The sequence below is a fragment of the Pseudomonas syringae pv. coryli str. NCPPB 4273 genome (assembly GCF_000972175.1).
Classification (GTDB): Bacteria; Pseudomonadota; Gammaproteobacteria; order Pseudomonadales; family Pseudomonadaceae; genus Aquipseudomonas; species Aquipseudomonas syringae.
This window is the reverse complement of record NZ_AWQP01000045.1, coordinates 34,736-53,010: the sequence shown is the minus strand read 5'-3', so window position 1 is coordinate 53,010 and position 18,275 is coordinate 34,736. Positions and strand designations below refer to the sequence as shown.

At 60.1% G+C, this 18,275-nt stretch carries 16 protein-coding genes; 5 read left to right on the top strand and 11 right to left on the bottom strand.

The window, feature by feature from the left end; genetic code table 11:
* Positions 1-664 precede the first annotated feature (664 nt).
* The 3 genes from P406_RS18455 (at position 665) to P406_RS18445 (ending at position 4,476) form a co-directional block, all read left to right on the top strand.
* Entirely contained in the window at positions 665-1,963 is a 1,299-nt protein-coding gene (locus P406_RS18455; RefSeq protein ID WP_003419815.1) for a GGDEF domain-containing protein, read from the top strand.
* A gap of 169 nt (positions 1,964-2,132) precedes the next feature.
* Positions 2,133-3,911 (top strand): acyl-CoA dehydrogenase C-terminal domain-containing protein, encoded by a 1,779-nt coding sequence (locus P406_RS18450; protein WP_046236963.1) that lies wholly within the window; start codon positions 2,133-2,135, stop codon positions 3,909-3,911.
* Between the two features lie 403 nt (positions 3,912-4,314).
* Positions 4,315-4,476 (top strand): YqaE/Pmp3 family membrane protein, encoded by a 162-nt coding sequence (locus P406_RS18445; protein ID WP_002555565.1) that lies wholly within the window; start codon positions 4,315-4,317, stop codon positions 4,474-4,476.
* 55 nt (positions 4,477-4,531) lie between these two features.
* On the opposite strand, the gene P406_RS18440 is transcribed toward P406_RS18445, so the two are convergent.
* The 11 genes from P406_RS18440 to P406_RS18395 form a co-directional block, all read right to left on the bottom strand.
* Positions 4,532-6,358 carry a S9 family peptidase gene (locus P406_RS18440; RefSeq protein ID WP_046236962.1) on the bottom strand — a complete coding sequence of 609 codons (1,827 nt, stop codon included), beginning with the start codon at positions 6,356-6,358 and terminating at the stop codon, positions 4,532-4,534.
* Positions 6,321-7,490, bottom strand: a complete 1,170-nt coding sequence (gene pqqE, locus P406_RS18435) for a pyrroloquinoline quinone biosynthesis protein PqqE (RefSeq protein WP_046236961.1) — start codon at positions 7,488-7,490, stop codon at positions 6,321-6,323. The genes P406_RS18440 and pqqE overlap by 38 nt, the downstream gene beginning before the upstream one ends.
* Positions 7,483-7,767 carry a pyrroloquinoline quinone biosynthesis peptide chaperone PqqD gene (pqqD, locus tag P406_RS18430; RefSeq protein WP_024961472.1) on the bottom strand — a complete coding sequence of 95 codons (285 nt, stop codon included), beginning with the start codon at positions 7,765-7,767 and terminating at the stop codon, positions 7,483-7,485. The genes pqqE and pqqD overlap by 8 nt, the downstream gene beginning before the upstream one ends.
* Complete coding sequence (gene pqqC / locus P406_RS18425; RefSeq protein ID WP_003402120.1) at positions 7,764-8,519, bottom strand: pyrroloquinoline-quinone synthase PqqC; 756 nt, start codon at positions 8,517-8,519, stop codon at positions 7,764-7,766. Before pqqC ends, pqqD begins: the two co-directional genes overlap by 4 nt.
* 8 nt (positions 8,520-8,527) lie before the next feature.
* Positions 8,528-9,439, bottom strand: a complete 912-nt coding sequence (gene pqqB, locus P406_RS18420) for a pyrroloquinoline quinone biosynthesis protein PqqB (protein WP_046236960.1) — start codon at positions 9,437-9,439, stop codon at positions 8,528-8,530.
* 88 nt (positions 9,440-9,527) lie between these two features.
* Positions 9,528-9,602: a pyrroloquinoline quinone precursor peptide PqqA gene (gene pqqA / locus P406_RS28070; protein WP_003422658.1), complete on the bottom strand. Its 75-nt coding sequence runs from the start codon at positions 9,600-9,602 to the stop codon at positions 9,528-9,530.
* Between the two features lie 135 nt (positions 9,603-9,737).
* Complete coding sequence (gene pqqF / locus P406_RS18415; RefSeq protein WP_046236959.1) at positions 9,738-12,026, bottom strand: pyrroloquinoline quinone biosynthesis protein PqqF; 2,289 nt, start codon at positions 12,024-12,026, stop codon at positions 9,738-9,740.
* Between the two features lie 169 nt (positions 12,027-12,195).
* Positions 12,196-12,990 carry a carbon-nitrogen hydrolase family protein gene (locus tag P406_RS18410; protein WP_046236958.1) on the bottom strand — a complete coding sequence of 265 codons (795 nt, stop codon included), beginning with the start codon at positions 12,988-12,990 and terminating at the stop codon, positions 12,196-12,198.
* Between the two features lie 15 nt (positions 12,991-13,005).
* Positions 13,006-14,685, bottom strand: a complete 1,680-nt coding sequence (locus P406_RS18405) for a flavin monoamine oxidase family protein (protein WP_046236957.1) — start codon at positions 14,683-14,685, stop codon at positions 13,006-13,008.
* A 151-nt stretch (positions 14,686-14,836) separates the two neighbouring features.
* Entirely contained in the window at positions 14,837-15,298 is a 462-nt protein-coding gene (locus P406_RS18400) for an Lrp/AsnC family transcriptional regulator (RefSeq protein WP_003395085.1), read from the bottom strand.
* Between the two features lie 10 nt (positions 15,299-15,308).
* Positions 15,309-16,403, bottom strand: coding sequence for an FUSC family protein (locus P406_RS18395; protein WP_046236956.1), 1,095 nt, complete (start codon positions 16,401-16,403; stop codon positions 15,309-15,311).
* 310 nt (positions 16,404-16,713) lie between these two features.
* On the opposite strand from P406_RS18395, the gene P406_RS18390 reads away from it, so the two are divergent.
* Together P406_RS18390 and P406_RS18385 are read left to right on the top strand one after the other, a co-directional pair.
* The gene (locus P406_RS18390) at positions 16,714-17,037 is read left to right on the top strand and encodes a helix-turn-helix domain-containing protein (protein WP_003316216.1); all 324 of its coding nucleotides are present in this window, start codon (positions 16,714-16,716) and stop codon (positions 17,035-17,037) included.
* A complete protein-coding gene (locus P406_RS18385) occupies positions 17,037-18,263 on the top strand; it encodes a type II toxin-antitoxin system HipA family toxin (protein WP_046236955.1) in 1,227 nt (408 codons plus the stop codon). The genes P406_RS18390 and P406_RS18385 overlap by 1 nt, the downstream gene beginning before the upstream one ends.
* Positions 18,264-18,275: the final 12 nt, after the last annotated feature.

Below are 18,275 nucleotides of genomic sequence, written 5' to 3'. Positions count from 1 at the left end.
TCCGGCCCGACTTCGTCGGGTTCCTTCGCCCTGTCACTGATCCGGGGGTCGCCGCAACGCGCCATCCATGGCGCGGTGCGGCTAGCCTGGCGTCCTGCCAGGCTACCCCCGGATCAGCGCCAGGACTCAGCCGTCACTTACGTCGCACTCTGCGTCGTCAGTGCCACCGTGATCGAAAAGCACTTTAAAGTAGTCGGGCTAGAGGTACGGCCCGGAACCTGATGACTATCGTTCCTCACGCTCCGCGTGGGAATGCAGTTCGTGACGCTCCGCGTCACACAGCGGTTTTTTGATGTCAGGTAGATTGAGGTTCGACTCAGGTCACCTTTTCGCCCCTCGGCGAGTCACTTTGATGGGGCCAAAGTGACCAAAGCCCCTGTCACTTACGTCGCGATCTGCGTCGTCAGTAATATCGCGATAAAAAAGCGCTTTTATGTGCAGTGATGACAGGTAAAGCATGACGTTGCGCTGCAGCACGACGCGAAGCGTTACCTAATGCATGCCAACGCATTGGCGCTAGACGCCCGCAATAAACATTTCCCACTTCCTGCCGTTACAGAAATTAAGTTGTTTGTTGATCCTGCCGATGCATTGTTTGCTGGGGAGGGGCACAATGCCATCAGGCCAGCCAGTCATCCAGATGCCGGGTAGGAGATAACCCCTTTTGTTGCGTCCATCAGCTGCACGCTTGAGTCATTTTCTGCCTTCACTGGGTTTGCTGGTGGCGGGGCTCGCGGCTGCGTATGTAAAGGACCTGAACGTCTTCTTCACTTCGCTGTTCAACGTGCTTCCTACTCTGGTTCTGCTGTTGGGCGGTGCGTACTGCTGTGTTTACCGACGTCAGCGCGAGCTGTTTCTGATGGTCACGGTGTATATCGCCTACTACCTGCTCGACACCCAGACCGATTACTACCGTGACCACGGCAAGGTCCGCGAGGATGCGGCGGTGATCTTTCACCTGGTCTGCCTGCTGCTGCCGCTGCTGTTCGGGCTGTATGCGGCATGGGAGGAACGCACGCATCTGTTCCAGGACATGGTCGCGCGGCTCGCGGTGCTGGTGGCGCTGGGCGGCGTGGCGGTGGGGCTTGAGCAAAGTTATCCGGTCGAGCTGCAAGTCTGGCTGGCCGACATCCGCTGGCCTGCCCTGCATGGCGCATGGATGAGCCTGATTCAGCTTTCTTATGCGATGTTTCTGGTGTCCTTCGGGGTGCTGATCTGGCAATACCTGGAAAAGCCGCGACCGCTGCACGCGGCGCAGATTGTCGGCTTGCTGGGTTTGTTCTGGGCATTGCCCAAGACCTTCATCCTGCCGTTCACGCTGAACATCCTTTGCAGTCAGGTGATGCTGATGATTGCCGCTGCGGTCGCTCATGAGGCCTATCAGATGGCCTTCCGTGACGAGCTCACCGGGTTGCCTGGACGGCGGGCGCTCAATGAGCGCATGCAGCGCCTGGGTCGCAACTATGTGCTGGCGATGAGCGACGTGGATCACTTCAAGAAATTCAACGACACCCACGGCCACGATGTGGGCGATCAGGTGCTGCGTCTGGTGGCCAGCAAGCTGTCGAAAATCACCAATGGTGGCGGCAAGGCCTATCGCTATGGGGGTGAGGAGTTCGCCATTGTGTTCGCCGCCAAGAGCATCGATGAATGCATGCCGCACCTGGAAGCCATTCGCGAGACTATCGCCAGCTACGAGATTCAGCTGCGCAACAAGGACAATCGCCCTCAGGACGACCAGCAAGGCCGCCAGCGTCGCAGTGGCGCGCAGGCAGGCAGCGTGTCGGTGACGGTGAGTATCGGCGTTGCCGAACGCCAGCCGGAGCATCGCACGCCCGAGGAAGTGCTCAAGAGCGCCGACCAGGCGCTGTATGCGGCCAAGGGCGCCGGGCGCAATTGTGTGGTGGCTTACGGGCAGTTGAACCGACGCGGCGCTGTGCGCACGACTGAAGCGGCAACCTGAGCAAACCCTGGCACTTCCCGTGACCTGTTATGACTATTCAGTCATGACACGACCCTATGTCTCTGAAATGTTGTTCGGTTAGACTCGTGGAACTCGACTGCTGATCTGCGTCGCTGGATGCATCGATCGGCTTCCCAAAGCATTTCGATCCGTGTTCACGAGGTTTGCCATGGCTGACTATAAAGCGCCACTGCGCGATATGCGCTTCGTCCTCAATGAAGTCTTCGAGGTTTCAAAGCTCTGGGCTCAATTGCCCGAGTTGGCCGAAACCGTCGACGCTGAAACGGTCGAAGCCATTCTCGAAGAAGCCGGTAAAGTGACCAGCAAGACCATTGCGCCGCTGAGCCGCAACGGTGACGAGGAGGGCTGCCACTGGAAGGACACCGTCGTCACCACACCTGCAGGTTTTCCCGAGGCCTATAAGATCTACGCCGAAGGCGGCTGGGTCGGTGTGGGCGGTAACCCCGAGTTTGGCGGCATGGGCATGCCCAAGGTGGTGTCGGCTCAGGTCGAAGAGATGCTCAACTCTGCCAGCCTGGCGTTCGGTCTGTACGCGATGCTCACCTCCGGCGCCTGCGTGTCGATAGACACCCATGCGACCGAAGCGCTCAAGACCAAATTTCTGCCCAATATGTATTCAGGCGTCTGGGCCGGGTCGATGTGCCTGACCGAGGCTCACGCTGGTACGGATCTGGGCATCATTCGCACCCGCGCCGAACCCCAGGCGGACGGCGCTTACCAGATCACCGGCAGCAAGATTTTCATCACCGGTGGCGAACACGACCTGACCGAAAACATCATCCATCTGGTGCTGGCCAAGTTGCCGGATGCACCGCCTGGCCCGAAAGGCATCTCGTTGTTTCTGGTGCCCAAGTTCATGGTTGGCGACGACGGCAGCATCGGCGAGCGCAACACCGTCAGTTGTGGTTCGATCGAGCACAAGATGGGCATCCAGGCGTCGGCGACGTGCGTGATGAACTTCGACGCCGCCACCGGTTACCTGATCGGTGAGCCGAACAAGGGCCTGGCGGCGATGTTCACGATGATGAACTACGAGCGCCTCGGCGTCGGTATTCAGGGCCTGGCGTCTGGCGTGCGCTCTTATCAGGCCGCCGTCGAGTATGCGCTGGACCGTCTGCAGAGCCGTGCCCCGACCGGCGCGCAGAACAAGGACAAGGCCGCTGACCCGATCATCGTCCACCCCGACGTGCGTCGCATGCTGTTGACCATGAAAGCCTTCAACGAAGGCGGTCGGGCGTTTTCCAGCTACGTCGCTCTGCAACTGGATATTGCCAAGTTCAGCGAAGACGATACCGCGCGCAAACGTGCCGATGATCTGGCCGCGCTGCTGACACCGGTCTCCAAGGCGTTCCTGAGTGATATCGGTCTGGAAACCACCGTGCATGGCCAGCAGGTATTCGGAGGTCATGGTTATATCCGCGAGTGGGGCCAGGAACAACTGGTGCGTGACGTGCGTATCACGCAGATCTACGAAGGCACCAACGGCATTCAGGCGCTGGACCTGGTCGGGCGCAAGATCGTCGGTTCGAATGGCGCGCTCTATCAGTTGTTCTCCGATGAAGTCCGCCAGTTCATCAGCGGCTCGGACAACGCGCTCAGCGAGTTCACTCAGCCGCTGAGCAAAGCCTTGAACATGCTCGATGAACTGACCGGCTGGGTGCTGGATCGCTCGCGCAACAATCCCAATGAAATCGGCGCAGCCTCTGTGGAGTACCTGCATCTGTTCGGTTACACGGCGTATGCCTACATGTGGGCCATGATGGCCAAGGCAGCACTGGGTAAAGAGCAGCAGGAGGAGTTCTACGCAAGCAAACTGGGTACCGCACGCTTCTACTTCGCACGTCTGCTGCCGCGTATTCACTCGCTGGATGCCTCGGTGCGCGCCGGCAGCGAGTCGCTGTACCTGTTGAAGGCGTCACAATTCTGACCCGGAAAAGTCTTGTAAGCATTTGCTTACACTACGTGACGCCAATTGGCCTCTTCCCAAGAAAGGGATCCAAAGTTAATCTTTGCTTATGGACGTAGCGCAGGAAGCGCAACAAGACATAACAGGGACACGTAGGGAAGCCTGCCAGGATGGCGGGGTGAAAGGGAAATCAGGGAAACAGTCTGGAAAGCCCCGCTTCGGCGGGGTTTTCTTTGTTTGCGTTTTGACGATTCTGTTTTCTTTCCGCTCGCAGCACACGCTGCTGTGCCCGCATTGCAACGCTTGTCCTGAGCCCCTCCCGCTAAAGAATAATGGCGCGGTGCCAGAGCCGGTTGAACCCTCACCGCCGGCCAGGGTCGATTAGCTGTATGGCCAATCAGAGCCAATCAATCAGGAGCTTTTCATGGACATCATTCGTATCATTTTCGCCATTCTGCTGCCTCCGGTAGGCGTGTTCATGCAAGTAGGCTTTGCTGGCGCTTTTTGGTTGAATATTCTGCTGACCCTGCTGGGTTACATCCCGGGCATCATCCACGCGATCTACATCATCGTTTCGCGTAAGTAACACCTCGTTGCACTCGCTGATCGTTCCCTGATGCGGGAACGATCACACGGCCTGATCAGGCATCCAGCACATCCCGATAGAAACGCCATTCCTTCTCCAGCGCATCTGCCAGGTTATTTGCCTTGCGGAACCCATGATGCTCGTCCGCATAGAAGTGCGCTTCGGTCTTGATACCGTTGTCCTGCAAGGCCTTGAGCATGGACCGGGTCTGTTGCGGAACCACCACGGCATCCAGCTCGCCCTGAAAGAAAATGACCGGCACGCTGATGCTGTTGGCATGCAGCAGGGGCGTACGAGCCTGATAGCGTTCGATGTCCTTGTCGGGGTCGCCGATCAGCCAGTCCAGATAATCACCTTCGAATTTGTGCGTCGCCCTGGCCAGTGCCACCGGGTCGCTGACGCCGTACAGGCTGGCACCCGCGCGGAATACGTCGTGGAAGGCCAACGCGCAGAGCGTGGTGTAGCCACCCGCACTGCCGCCGCGAATAAAAGCCTGTCGTTCGTCAATCAGGCCGCGCTCGGCCAGATGTTTCACGACTGCACAGGCGTCTTCGACGTCCGCCACGCCCCAGGTGAGGTGCAGGCCTTGCCGGTACACGCGACCGTAGCCGCTGCTGCCGCGATAATTGAGGTCTGCGACGGCGAAGCCGCGGTGCGTCCAGTACTGAATGCGCGGGTCCAGCACCGGGTAGCAGGCAGAGGTCGGGCCGCCATGGATGAACACCACCAGCGGCGGTTTTTCTGCGCCGGTCATGGCCGGATAGAAGTAGCCATGAGCCTCGGCCCCGCCACTGGGGTAACGCAATGTCTGAGGACGGCTGATCTGGTCGGCCGGCAGCGGCGATCCGCCTCCGGCAAGCACCTGGGCACTGCCGTCGTGGCGAGAAATGGCCAGTACCGCAGAGGTGCTGATGGCCGAGGCCGCAATGCAATAGACGAACTCTTCGTCAATGGCGAGGCTGCGAAAGCGACTGTAGCCTGCGCTGAAATCCTCGACGCTGCCGTCGGCCTGGCACAGCCCCAGAACACTTGAACCGTCTGCAAACCAGCTCGCCAGGTAACCATCGTTGATCGGCAGCCAGGTGCAGCTGCCCATTTGCCAGGGCGCGGATGCATGATCCGCCGGACAGGCGGGAAGCGGCGCAAACCCGGAAGGCGATTCGCCCCACGGCTGCCAGAAACCCGCACGATCAGTCAGGCAATACAGACGCCCATGGGCATCGAAGCGCGGTTGTTGCAGAGACTCTTGCGCACCATCGCCTGCGATGCACTTCGCAGTGGCCCAACTGCCGTCGTCCTGTTTGGTCGCACACATCAAGCGGGTGCTGGTCCACGGCTGATGCGGGCGCTGCCATTCGATCCAGGCCAGGCGTCTGCCGTCGGCACTGACAATCGGCGATGAGTAGAAATCAGCGCCTTCGGCCAGCAACTGACGCTTGCCGTCAGCCAGCTCGATAGCCACCAGTCGATGCGTGTTGCGGTCCTCTTCAACGGCCAGAATCTGGCCGCCGCTGAAGAACACGCCGCCGTAGCGCTTGTCGCCCTCGGTCAGCGCCACCGGCTCGCTGGCGTCCAGTGCCTGTCGATACAGTTGCTGGTCGCGCTCGTTGACGAAGACTACGGCGTCGTCGGCGAGGCAGAACGAACCACCACCGTATTCATACACCCGACTGCGTACGCTGAAGCCTTGTGGCGTCAGGCAGCGCTTGCTGTTGGCGTACCAGTGCCAGATGCGACTGGCGCCGTCTTCGGGGCGGTATTCGTTCCAGAACAGGCCCGCCGAGCTGACATCCAGTTCGGCGAAGTCGACGCCTGCCGCGACCGCTTGGGCGGCGCTCAGGCGTTCAGGAGGATTTTGCGATGAGTCGTGAGTTTCGGTCATTGCGAAAGGCCAGCTCTTCAATGGTTTGAGTAGCGGTTTCGGACTCGTCACGAGCCTGAGTGATGATCCCGTGGTGATAGGATTTGCTGCACACCGGGTCGGCATTGGCGGCGTCGCCGGTCAGCATGAAAGCCTGGCAGCGACAGCCGCCGAAGTCCTTTTCCTTCTCGTCACACGAACGGCACGGCTCGGGCATCCAGTCGTAACCGCGGAAGCGATTGAAGCCGAACGAGTCATACCAGATGTGCTGCATGCTGTGATCGCGCACATTGGGGAACTGGATCGGCATCTGCCGCGCGCCGTGGCAGGGCAGCGCCGTGCCATCCGGTGTCACGGTCAGGAAGATATTGCCCCAGCCGTTCATGCACGCTTTGGGACGCTCTTCGTAATAATCAGGGGTGACGAAAATCAGCTTGCACGGATGATTCTCTGCCTCCAGCCGGGCGCGGTATTCATTGGTGACGGCTTCAGCGCGGACCAGTTGATCTTTGGTCGGCAGCAGACCGAGGCGATTCAGGTGCGCCCAGCCATAGAACTGACAGGTCGCCAGTTCGACGAAGTCCGCTTCCAGCGCGAGACACAGCTCGATGATCTTGTCGATGCGATCGATGTTGTGCCGGTGGGTCACGAAGTTCAGCACCATCGGGTAGCCGTGCTTTTTAACCGCCTTGGCCATCTCCAGCTTCTGCGCGAAGGCTTTTTTCGAGCCGGCGAGCATGTTGTTGACCTGCTCGTCGCTGGCCTGAAAGCTGATCTGGATGTGGTCCAGGCCTGCTTCCTTGAAGGCGATGATCTTCTCTTCGGTAAGGCCGATGCCCGAGGTGATCAGGTTGGTGTAGAAGCCCAGACGCCGCGCCTCGGCGATCAGTTCGGCGAGGTCCTGGCGTACCAGCGGCTCGCCGCCGGAAAAACCGATCTGCGCCGCGCCCATTTCCCGCGCTTCCTGCATGACCCTGAACCACTGCTCGGTGCTCAGCTCCTGGCCCTGTTTGGCAAAATCCAGAGGGTTGGAGCAATACGGGCACTGCAGCGGGCAGCGATAGGTCAGCTCGGCGAGCAGCCACAATGGCAGCCCGACCTCGGGAGTGGGCGGTATGTACGGGGTGTTGGTGACGGGTGCTATGTCAGACAAGATCGATCCAGTTTTTCTTTTTGGCGCCTTCCATGAACTCGTCGACGTCCATGCCCAGCTCGGGAACATTGGGGAACTGCTGATGAAGCTCATGAATGATGGCGGCGATGCTGCGCTTGCCATCGATCAACCCGCCAATCAGGGCCGCGCTGTCATTGAGTTTGATCATGCCCTCAGGGTAAAGCACCACATGCGCCTTTTGCGCAGGCTCGTACTGAAAGCGATAGCCTTGATGCCATTTGGGTGTCAACGCTCGGAACTGCGGATCGTGCTTCATAGGGTAATCCCCTTATGCCAGACCCTTTGGTCTGTGACGCTGTGATACGGCGGGCGGTTCAACTCGTAGGCCATGGACATCGCATCGAGCATGCTCCACAGGATATCGAGTTTGAACTGCAGGATTTCCAGCATACGCTGCTGACCTTCGTACGTAGTGTAGTGCTGTAACGTGATGGCGAGGCCGTGCTCTACATCGCGTCGGGCCTGACCCAGGCGCGTGCGGAAATATTCGTAGCCGGCCGGGTCGATCCACGGGTAGTGCTGCGGCCAGCTGTCCAGACGCGACTGGTGGATCTGCGGTGCGAACAACTCGGTCAACGAGCTGCTGGCGGCTTCCTGCCAGTTGGCGCGGCGGGCGAAGTTCACGTAGGCGTCGACGGCAAAACGCACGCCTGGCAGCACCAGTTCCTGCGAGCGCAGCTGGTCCGGGTCCAGTCCCACGGCCTGGCCGAGGCGCAGCCAGGCTTCGATGCCGCCGTCTTCGCCGGGCGCACCGTCATGATCGAGCAGGCGCTGAATCCACTCGCGACGGATCTCGCGATCCGGGCAGTTGGCCAGAATCGCCGCGTCCTTGAGCGGAATGTTCACCTGATAGTAGAAACGGTTGGCGACCCAGCCCTGAATCTGCTCGCGGGTCGCTCGGCCCTCGTACATCGCCACATGGAACGGGTGATAGATGTGGTAATAGGCGCCCTTGGCGCGCAAGGCCTGTTCGAATTCGGCGGGGGACAGCGCAGTCGCTTCGCTCATGTCAGCTCCTAAAGCTCGATGCTCATGCCATCGAAGGCCACTTCGACGTTGCGACGAACCAGCTCCGCACGTTCCGGGGAGTCTTCGTCGAGAATCGGGTTGGTGTTGTTGATGTGGATAAGCACCTTGCGCTGCTCGGGGAAGCCTTCGAGGACTTCCAGCATGCCGCCGTGGCCGTTCTGTGCCAGATGGCCCATCTCCCGGCCGGTACGCGTGCCCACGCCACGGCGCTGCATTTCGTCGTCGTCCCACATGGTGCCGTCGACCAGCAGGCAGTCGGCGTCACGCATCTTCTCGGCCAGCGCTTCATCGACCTTGCCCAGGCCTGGGGCATAGAACAGCTTGCCGCCAGTACGGGTGTCTTCGACCAGCAGGCCGATGTTGTCGCCCGGGTGCGGGTCGAAACGGTGTGGCGAGTAGGGCGGGGCGGCGCTGCGCAGCGGGAAGGGCGTGAAGCGCAGGTTCGGGCAGGCCGGAATCACGAAGCTGCCCTGCAACTCGATGCGGTTCCAGGTCAGGCCGCCGTTCCAGTGCTTGAGCATTTCGAACAGCGGGAAACCGGTGCTCAGGTCCTCATGAACCATATCGGTACACCACACCTGATGCGGGCAGCCTTCGCGCAGGCTGAGCAGGCCGGTGGTGTGGTCGATCTGGCTGTCCATCAACACGATCGCGCTGATGCCGGTGTCGCGCAGCGCGCGCCCGGGCTGCATCGGCGCAAAGCCCTGCAATTGCGCGCGAATGTCCGGGGAGGCGTTGCACAGCACCCAGTTGATACCGTCGTCGGACAGCGCAATGGACGACTGGGTCCGCGCATGGGCACGCAGGCTGCCGTCGCGAAAACCTGCGCAATTGACGCAGTTGCAGTTCCACTGGGGGAATCCACCGCCAGCAGCAGAACCTAGAATCTGGATGTACATGACAGCTCCCGGGACACGCTCTGAAATAAAAAACAGCCATAACCATAAAAAAAGCCCCGGCGAACCGAGGCTTCACAGCGCACTGAAATCAACGGCTTGCGAAGTACATGGTGACTTCGAAGCCGATACGCAGATCAGTGTAAGCAGGTTTAGTCCACGACATAAAAATCTCCTCGGATAAGTGCAGCGGTGGGTGACTACATCTTAGTGCATCGCTGGAGGCATACGTTCAGATGCTTAGGGAGCTATGTTACTCATTTTCACAATTCAGCAGGGCTAGAATCTGCATGAAAGACCGTTACTGTTCAGGTAAGGATTGCGGAACCGCCGCGCTGGCAGGGCGATTGGCCACGATCAGCCAGCCACCTGTGGCGCTGATCAATTGATCCGCAGAGGCTAGCAACGAGTGTGTATCCAGATTTGACAGAGCCTGCTGCAAGGTCTGCGCATGGTCACCCTGGTGCCCGGCAAGGTGTGCCTGCCACTGCAGGTCGGCACGCTGTTGCTCCGGCAGGCTCGACGGCTCGAACTGCGCTGCAAGGGCTTTGGTCTGCTCAGGCAGATCTGCGTCGCGGACCAGTTGCGGCAATTTGCCGATAAAGGCCTCGATGTGCGCAAACAGCTGTTGGGCACTGCTGGTGGGGGATTGCACGCCGAACAGCAAGCCGGTCCGCCCATCGATCTGCCTGAGGCCACTGAACACTGCGTAACCCAATTGCAGCTCGACCCGCAGCCGCTGATAGAACGGCGCTTGGGCCAGGTGCGCGAGCAGACGCCAGGCGGCTTCATCTTCGATGGAAGTCGAGGGGGCCGGGCAGAACACCAGCACCGCGTTTTCCGAGGAGGACGAAGCTTGCGCCGCCCAGTGCTTGCCAGCGCGAATGGTTGGCACATCGCTCGGGGAGGTTCGCTGAACGCTAGGTACTGCATTCAACACCGCGTCCAGCATTGACTGGCTGGCCGGGTCGAAACCGCTGGTTAAACTGCTCCAGCGCGAAGCCGCCCATACGTCTGGCAGGTCGCTTATGGCCACCTCCGGGTCACTGCGCAGGTAGTGATCGGCAAGCTGCTTGAGCAACTGACGAATCGGGATCAATACCGGCTCGTCGTGTTCCAGCGTGTGTGCATCGGGGTGCTGCAAGCGCTGCAGGCTTTGTTGCAGGACCGCCACCATCGGTTCGCGCAAGCCGTTCAATTGAAGCTGCCAGTACGGGCCGTACGCAGTGAAGGTCAGGGTTGCCCCGGCCTGACGTGCGTCTTCGACCAGTGGCTTGAGCGCGGCATCGAGTATCCGCCAAAAAGCGGGCTGCGGGGACGGCAGTTGCCAACGCAGGTACAGCGCGGCTTCAGCGGGGTCGTCCGCTGCCGTATCAAGAAACGGATTTGGCGCTGGCAGGCGCCAAGTGACAGGCTCTGGATCGAGGTTATCCACATCAGCGGTGAGCTTCGACAGTAATGCGCTTAAGGCTTTTTGGCCGTGCTCGCTCAACTGCGCGGGCGTTTCGCGACAGTGATGGTTTGCCAGAGCCAATGCTCCGCACATCTGCAGACGGCGTCGTTCGAGACGGTGGTATTCCTCGATTCGCGTTGGCCAGTGAGCCTTGAAGAAACCGAGCCAGCTGAAAAGCAGGCTGCTGATAGCGGTCGCGTTCGCCGGTTCGCCCTTAAACTCTATATCCAGCAAAAGCTGCCCGCCGAACTGGTAAAGCGGCGCGGCGTTCAATGAGGTGCAAAGGCCCCTGCGGGCCAGCTCGGCGACCAGTCCGCCAGGCTGCGCTGCATTGAGCCAGTGACAGAAGAATGCCACAGCTTCGTCAGCCTTGTCCGGCAAGTCCTCAACAGCAAACAGCAGATGGTTTTGCTCGCCAGCCTGTCGAGGACTGGCCATCAATGCTGGAGGCGGGCGCTGTTTGAGCTTCATCCCGCTGGAGAAAACTGCGCCGTGGTTTGTCGCCAGCGCCTGCAGTTCAGCCATCGGCAGTGGGCCACTCAGGCACAGGATCATCTGTCCGGCCTGATAGAAGCCTTGATAAAAGTCGTGCAATGCCTGCTGAAAAGCCGGGTTGGGCACTGGCAGGCTGTAGCGATTGCCGGCGTGAAAGCCACGCAACGGATGCTGAGGGTTGATCGCTGTCAGCATGCGCGCCTGATCGCGGGATGCGCTATCGCCGAGCCAGGCGATGAATTCGGCGTGCAGCACTTCGCGTTCGCGCAATTGATCTGCGATGTCCATGCGCGGCTTGGCAAGCATGTCGCACAGGCGCTCCAGCCCTTGGGCAAAGGCGGCCTGCGGCAGTTCGAAGAAGAAGTCAGTGGTGCGCTCGCGGGTACTGGCATTGACCTGCCCGCCATGATGCTGCACAAAGGTCATCAAGTTGTCCCCGGCCGGGAAGCGTTCGGTGCCGAGGAAAAACAGATGCTCCAGAAAATGCGCCAACCCAGGCCAAGCCCTCGGCGCGTCGTGACTGCCGGCTGCTACGCGCAACGAGGCCGCACAGCGCTTGAGCCGTGGCTCGTGACACAGCACCACATTCAGGCCGTTGGCCAGCGTGAGGCGTTGAGTGTCAGTGGCGTGTGCGGCAGGCATGAGGGGCGTCCGGAAAGCTGTGCGAGGCGAGGCGTCATGCTAGCGGATTAGCTGACCCGTTCGCGAGCCTGCTGCTCAAAGCTGCGGAATAGAGGACGCAGAGCGTCCAGAACGGCATGCCAACGCGGAGCATGGGCACGATAGGCAACGAGAACTGGCCGCTTCAGGATCAAGTCAGCGACGTATAAAGCGCCGGGCGGCGATCCATGAAGTAGTCGTTCGCGGTTCGGGCCTGGGCCAGCAGTGACTTGTCCAGCGTGCCGACCAGCAGTGCTTCGTCCTGACCTGCCAACAATGGGCGGCTGCCATCCGGCGCGCAGAGGCTGCTGAGCCCGCAGTAACGAATCGCGCCCTCGCTGCCGCAGTAGTTGGCGTACACCACGTAGCAGTGATTCTCGAAAGCCCGCGCCCGAACCGTCACGTCGCAGACAAAATCGTAAGGCAGCATGTTTGCAGTGGGGACCAGAATCAACTCGGCTCCTGCCAAGGCCAGCCGACGGGTGTTTTCGGGGAACTCCACGTCGTAGCAAATCAGCAGTCCCAGGCGCCAGCCATTCAATTCGACCACCGGGTAATGATCGTCGCCTGCAGCGAACATCGACTTGTCGAGCTCGCTGAACAGGTGCGTCTTGCGGTAGTTGCACAGGCGCGTGCCCTGGCTGTCGATCAACTGCACGGCGTTGTAGATCTGCCGATCAGCTGCGCGCTCCGGATAGCCGTAGAGGATCGCAATGCCGCAGGCCTGTGCGATGGCGGCAATGCGCGTCGCTGCCGGACCGTCCTGCGCCTGCGCCAGCTCACCGACAGCCTGAGCGCCGATGTTGTAGCCGCTGAGGAACATTTCCGGGCAGATCAGCACCTGTGCCCCTCGCTCGGCGGCGGCCTGAGCCTGCTGTTCCAGGCGAGTCAGGTTGCCGCTGACATCCAGCGGCAATGGTGGGCATTGATACAGCGCAACGCGCATGGGGTTTTCCTTCTGTCAGTCGCCCAGTGCAATCGGGCCGATTTCGTGGAACACATCACCGGGGCCGGGGTTCTCGGCGTGAGTCTTGCCGCCGAAGTGGTTCATGATCCCCCACACGGCGTTCAGTGAAGTCTGCACAGCGCCTTCGACCCACGCCGGTGTCCAGGACACATCGTCGCCGGCGATGAACATGCCGCGCTGTTCGCTGGGCATATCCTGCTGCATGAAGTGCGCGTACATGCGCTGGTTATAGCGGTAATGGCCCGGCAGCGCACCCTTGAACGCACCCAGGAAGTGCGGATCGGCTTCCCATGACACGGTAATCGGATCACCGATGATCCGCGCTGCGATGTCCACTTTCGGGTAGATCTTCTTCAAGGCATCCAGCGCCAGCTTCACCCGCTTCTCGATGGGCTGCGGGAGCATCTTCAGAGCATCGCTCATCCACGAGTAGGACAGGCAGATCACGCCGGGTTTGTCGTCGCCGTTATCGAACAGGTACGTGCCACGGGTCAGCCGGTCGGTGAGGGTCATGCTCATCAGGTCGCGGCCGGTTTCCGGGTCCTTGTCCTTCCAGAACGGGCGGTCGACCATCACGAAGGTCTTCGAGGACTGCATGTAGCGGGTGCGGTCCAGGGCCATCCACATCTTCTGCGAGAACAGCGACTCTTCACACTCGATCTGCGTGGTCAGCAGCCAGCTCTGGCAGGTGGTCAGCACGGCAGCGTACTGCCGGGTGTCGCCCCAATTGTCAGTCACCGCAAAACTGCCATCCTCGGCGCGCGCAATGCGCTTCACGCCGGGACGTGGTGCGCCGCGGTGCAACGACGACAGGCTGGTGCCCTTGGGCCAGTGCGCGCAATGCTCGGGTACATGGCTCCACAAGCCGACCGGCACTTGCTGCACGCCGCCGACGATCAGATGCTGGTGCTCATCGCAGTTGGTCATTACCACGCGGAAGATTTCCAGCATCGAGTTGGGGAAGTCCGAGTCCCAGCCGCCCGTGCCGAAGCCCACCTGGCCAAACACTTCGCGGTGAAAGAAAGACAGCCTGGCGAAGGCCTTGGAGGTCGCGACAAAGTCATAGAACGTGCGGTCGTCCCATAACGGCACCAGCTTGTTCCACAGCTCTTTGAGACGTGGCACATCACGGTCGCGGATGGCCTGCTGGATGTCACCGAATTGCGAGCCGCTTTCCAGTGCGTCGGCCCAGGCGTCGGCGACTTCCTGAAACAGTGCCGGCAGGTCCGAGAGCATCTGTGCGTAGTACGTGGTGCCTTCCAGGTCGATAACGGTGCTGCCGGACGCCGCGGTCAGCGGGTTGGGGAACGGCCTGGACTCGAGGCACAGCTTGTCGACGTAATGGAAGAACGCTGTCGAGGACACCGGAAAGCGCATGCCACCCAGTTCGGCCACGATGCCTTTGGCGCCTTCGAACTCCTGCGAGCGCAGGCGGCCACCCATTTTCGAGGCTTCGTACACCACCGGCTTGAGGCCCATCTTCATCAATTCGTAGGCCGCCACCAGACCGGCTATCCCGGCACCGATAATTGCCACCTCAGCGCCGTGGTTCTCCACAGGGATGCTGCCCAGGCCTTTCGGGTGCTCAATCCAGTCATCGAAGGCGAAGGGGAAATCGGGGCCAAACATGGTGATTGGCTTTTTGCCGTTGGCGGGGTGACGGTTGTTCTTCATGACGGACCTTGATGGGCAACGGCGAAAAACAACAGTCTAGAGAAGGGCGGGCACGTTAATAAGACGCAAAGTGTCGTCGATATGCTGTTTGTTTTGGCTAAGTGACGAACCTGCTGGTCGGTTTGTATGGCTGCTTGATAGCAGCGTGCAGTCACACCGGCTGGCCGCGGTCGATCTTGCTGCTGAGGATGATCGATGTTGTGGTCTTCTCCACGCCATCCACGCTGCCGATCAGGTCCAGTAGCTGGTCCAGTTGCTCGGGAGAGTCCGTGCGCAGCCAGGCGACATAATCGAACTCGCCACTCACTGCACAGAGTTGTTGAACCTGCGCCATGGCACTGAGGCGCCGCACCACTTCCTTGCCCGAGCGGGGTTGTACGGTGATGCCGACATACGCCTGCAACCCGCCACTGACCACGCGCTGGCCAAGGCGCACGCCGTAACCGGTAATCACTTTGCTGCTTTCCAGGCGCGCCAGCCGCGAGGTGACGGTGGTACGGGCGATGCCCAGTTGCCGGGCGAGCATGGCGACGCTTTCGCGCGCGTTGATTTGCAGCGCGGCAATCAGCTGGCGATCGATTTCATCCAGCACAGGCGGGCGGGTATCGGGCACGGGCGGTTCCTTAAAACTTCCAGCGTTTGGCGGTCTTGGCCAGACGCGCCTGCAGGCCGTCGAGGTTGAGCGCCAACTGCTGAGTCATCAAGTGGTAGCCCTTCAGCTCGGTAGGAATGACGGCTTTCACTGGTGGTGTTTCCGGCGTCTCCGGTGTCTCCGGTGTTTCAGTGGTGCGTTCCAGACGCTCGGTGGCCCCGGTTTGCAGGGCGCGGGCCATGCCGATCAGCTGCCGGCGAATCTGGCGGTAGTCAGCGTCCAACGATGCCTTGAGTGTCTCGTCAGCAAGCTGATTCAGGTTCGCCGGGCGAATATTGGCGAGAATCTCGAGGGTGCTCAGGCACATGCGGAAGTGGCCCTGAATGGCGTCCAGCTCGACCATGGACATCTTCACTTCCTTGGACACCGACGGCAGCAGCGAGCGCAATTGCAGCATCGTGCCGTTGAGCCTGGCGGTCAGTTTCAAATGCTCGTCGGCGGTAACCGGCTGGCCCTGCACGATTCGCCCGTAGACCTTGGCGCAGTCACGCAAACCACTGGCCAGGTTGTAGCGCCAGGAAAACACCGCATACAGCGGCAGGGCGAAGGAGAACGCCAGGGCCAGTGCGATACCAATCAGAATATCGACGGTACGCCATAGCCCGTCACTGATCGGGTTGTAACCATGACCGGCGACGATGAACAGCGTGATCGCCGACAGCAGCGCGGTGTAACCGCCTTTGCCGATGGCGTGATAGGCGAAGAAACCGCACATCACCGACATCATTGCGTAGGTCAGCAATGGCATTTCCAGATAGCCCTGCTGAACCACCACGATCAGACCGAGGCCGGCACCGATCAAGGTTCCATAGGCCCGTTCGACCGACTTCTTGCCGATATTGCCGTGATGCTGCAAACCGCCGATCACGATCAGCATGGTCACCGACGCCCACTCGCCGTGAGGCAGGTTGAGGCCGGTGGTCAGCAGAATAGTCACCAGCAGGCCCACCGCAATCCGCGCCGCGTGGATCAGCCGCGCATGCCGATAACGGCGATACGGGTCCAGCAAAGGACGCAGAACAGGGCGAAGCCAGGAGGGTATGAAAGCAGAGCGCGAATTCGTCATGCGTTAAGAGACCGCGAGGGTAGGGAAGAGATTCCCTGATTGGATGATGGCAGTCCTCAGTAAGCCACATTTTGATGGGGGATGGGTGGGGTATGTCGATGATCAGTGACGTGGCATTGTGCACTTAAGATGTAGGAATGAAGCGCTGAGGGCAGTAATCACGATTTTTATGTGTAATTAAGATGTCACATAATGACACTTTATGAGGGTTAATGTGTTCTTTCGTGATCTATTATTTTCGGGTCCACGTAGCTATCCGTGTTACTTTGTTTTTTCTCGAACTCCTGCGCCTGCCCGCTGGTAACTGCTCATGAAGGCTTTTTTCCCCGTTCAGTGCACCGACACGCTTTTGCGCATTGCCCTGCTGGTAAAGCAGACCAGGTTGCAGCAAGGCATCCGCCAGGTCGATCTTGCCGAAAGGCTGGGCATCTCGCTTCGTACGTTTCGACGTATCGAGGCAGGCAATGCCGAAGGCGTATCGCTGCGTGACTTCATGTTGGTGGTCTGGGGGCTGGGAGTGTCGGAGCGATTGTTTCAAGGGCTTCGGGATGACGAGTCGTTCAGTGTCGAGCAGCTTGAAGCTGCCGACCGAAAGCGTGTCCGCCTGCCTCGACACAAGCCGGAGGACTTCTGATGGCCCAGGCTTATATCTACATGGAATGCCCTGTCAGCGGAGAGACACTGACGCTGGGTAAGCTGACGATTCAGGCTGGAGTCGGAACATTCCAATATGCACCGGATGCGGTGCAGGAAAACATCTGGGTGCCGGATCCTTTCAGGTATCCGCTGTCCACGCGGTCCTACACCGTGACTAAAAATGGTGGCGTCCCGGGTTTTATCGATGATGCCATGCCCGATGGTTGGGGAGAGCGGTTGCTGCATCGGGTTGAAAAAGGCCCGTTGGACTCGATACAGCTGCTGCTCAAGTCGCCCAACAGCGACAGAGCGGGCAATATCATGGCTGGCCTGTCGCGTGTCGCGCAGGACGGGCTGGGCCAGACGCCTCCCAAGACCTTTCGTGCCAAAGGGCTCGATCATTTCATCGATGCCTGTGAAGCGATCTATGACAGCCAGCTCAGCGCCGAGCAGCTGGAGGTTCTGAAGGTAAGGGATCAGCGATCTTCCGCTGGCGGCGCACGCCCCAAGCGAACTTATCTGGGCGACAGAAAACTGATTCTGGCCAAGCCTCGCGACAAATTCGATCACTATGACCTGCCCTCCGTTGAGCATGCCTGCATGACCTTCGCCGGGCTTAAAGGGTTGCAGGCGGCCAACACCTCTCTGTATCGCGGCGAGCGGATCAATACACTGTTGGTCGAGCGTTTCGACCGCGCTTTTGATGAGCAAACCCATCGCTTCCGCCGACTGCCGATGCTCAGCGGCTTGACCTTGATGGACGCCGAGTGGAAGGCTCGTACGCACCCCGACTGGCAATATGCGGCACTCGCCGATGAGCTGTATCGTCGTGGTGCACCTGACGTTGATCGGCATGAGCTGTATCGGCGCATGGCCTACAACGTGCTGGTCGGCAATGCCGATGACCATCCCCGTAACCACGCAGTCATCTGGAAAGAAGGTGGCTGGAGGTTATCGCCGATGTACGACGTACTGCCCATTCTGGACGAAGGGCCTGCTCAGGCACTTGCCATGTCAGTCGGCATCGAAGGGTCGCGTCTCAACCGAGGCAATCTGCTCAGTCAGCACGCTCACTTTGCCTTGAGCAAGGAACAAGCCGAGGCGGCGCTGGACGAGGTGGCCGGTTGGGAAGCCGAACTGCATGATTACTACAGCCAGTTCCTGTCCGGTGCGGAACTGGATGCTGCAGTCGATGCGACCAGTGGCGCACGTCTGAAACGCTAGCAGCTCCTTCTG

Bases quoted from the DNA above. Each gene is read 5' to 3' on its own strand.
- pqqB (WP_046236960.1), bottom strand. From the start codon at position 9,439: ATGTACATCCAGATTCTAGGTTCTGCTGCTGGCGGTGGATTCCCCCAG.
- pqqF (WP_046236959.1), bottom strand. From the start codon at position 12,026: ATGCCTGCCGCACACGCCACTGACACTCAACGCCTCACGCTGGCCAAC.
- P406_RS18390 (WP_003316216.1), top strand. From the start codon at position 16,714: ATGAAGGCTTTTTTCCCCGTTCAGTGCACCGACACGCTTTTGCGCATT.
- P406_RS18410 (WP_046236958.1), bottom strand. From the start codon at position 12,990: ATGCGCGTTGCGCTGTATCAATGCCCACCATTGCCGCTGGATGTCAGC.
- pqqC (WP_003402120.1), bottom strand. From the start codon at position 8,519: ATGAGCGAAGCGACTGCGCTGTCCCCCGCCGAATTCGAACAGGCCTTG.
- P406_RS18445 (WP_002555565.1), top strand. From the start codon at position 4,315: ATGGACATCATTCGTATCATTTTCGCCATTCTGCTGCCTCCGGTAGGC.
- P406_RS18395 (WP_046236956.1), bottom strand. From the start codon at position 16,403: ATGACGAATTCGCGCTCTGCTTTCATACCCTCCTGGCTTCGCCCTGTT.
- P406_RS18405 (WP_046236957.1), bottom strand. From the start codon at position 14,685: ATGAAGAACAACCGTCACCCCGCCAACGGCAAAAAGCCAATCACCATG.
- P406_RS18385 (WP_046236955.1), top strand. From the start codon at position 17,037: ATGGCCCAGGCTTATATCTACATGGAATGCCCTGTCAGCGGAGAGACA.
- P406_RS18440 (WP_046236962.1), bottom strand. From the start codon at position 6,358: ATGACCGAAACTCACGACTCATCGCAAAATCCTCCTGAACGCCTGAGC.
- pqqD (WP_024961472.1), bottom strand. From the start codon at position 7,767: ATGAAGCACGATCCGCAGTTCCGAGCGTTGACACCCAAATGGCATCAA.
- P406_RS18450 (WP_046236963.1), top strand. From the start codon at position 2,133: ATGGCTGACTATAAAGCGCCACTGCGCGATATGCGCTTCGTCCTCAAT.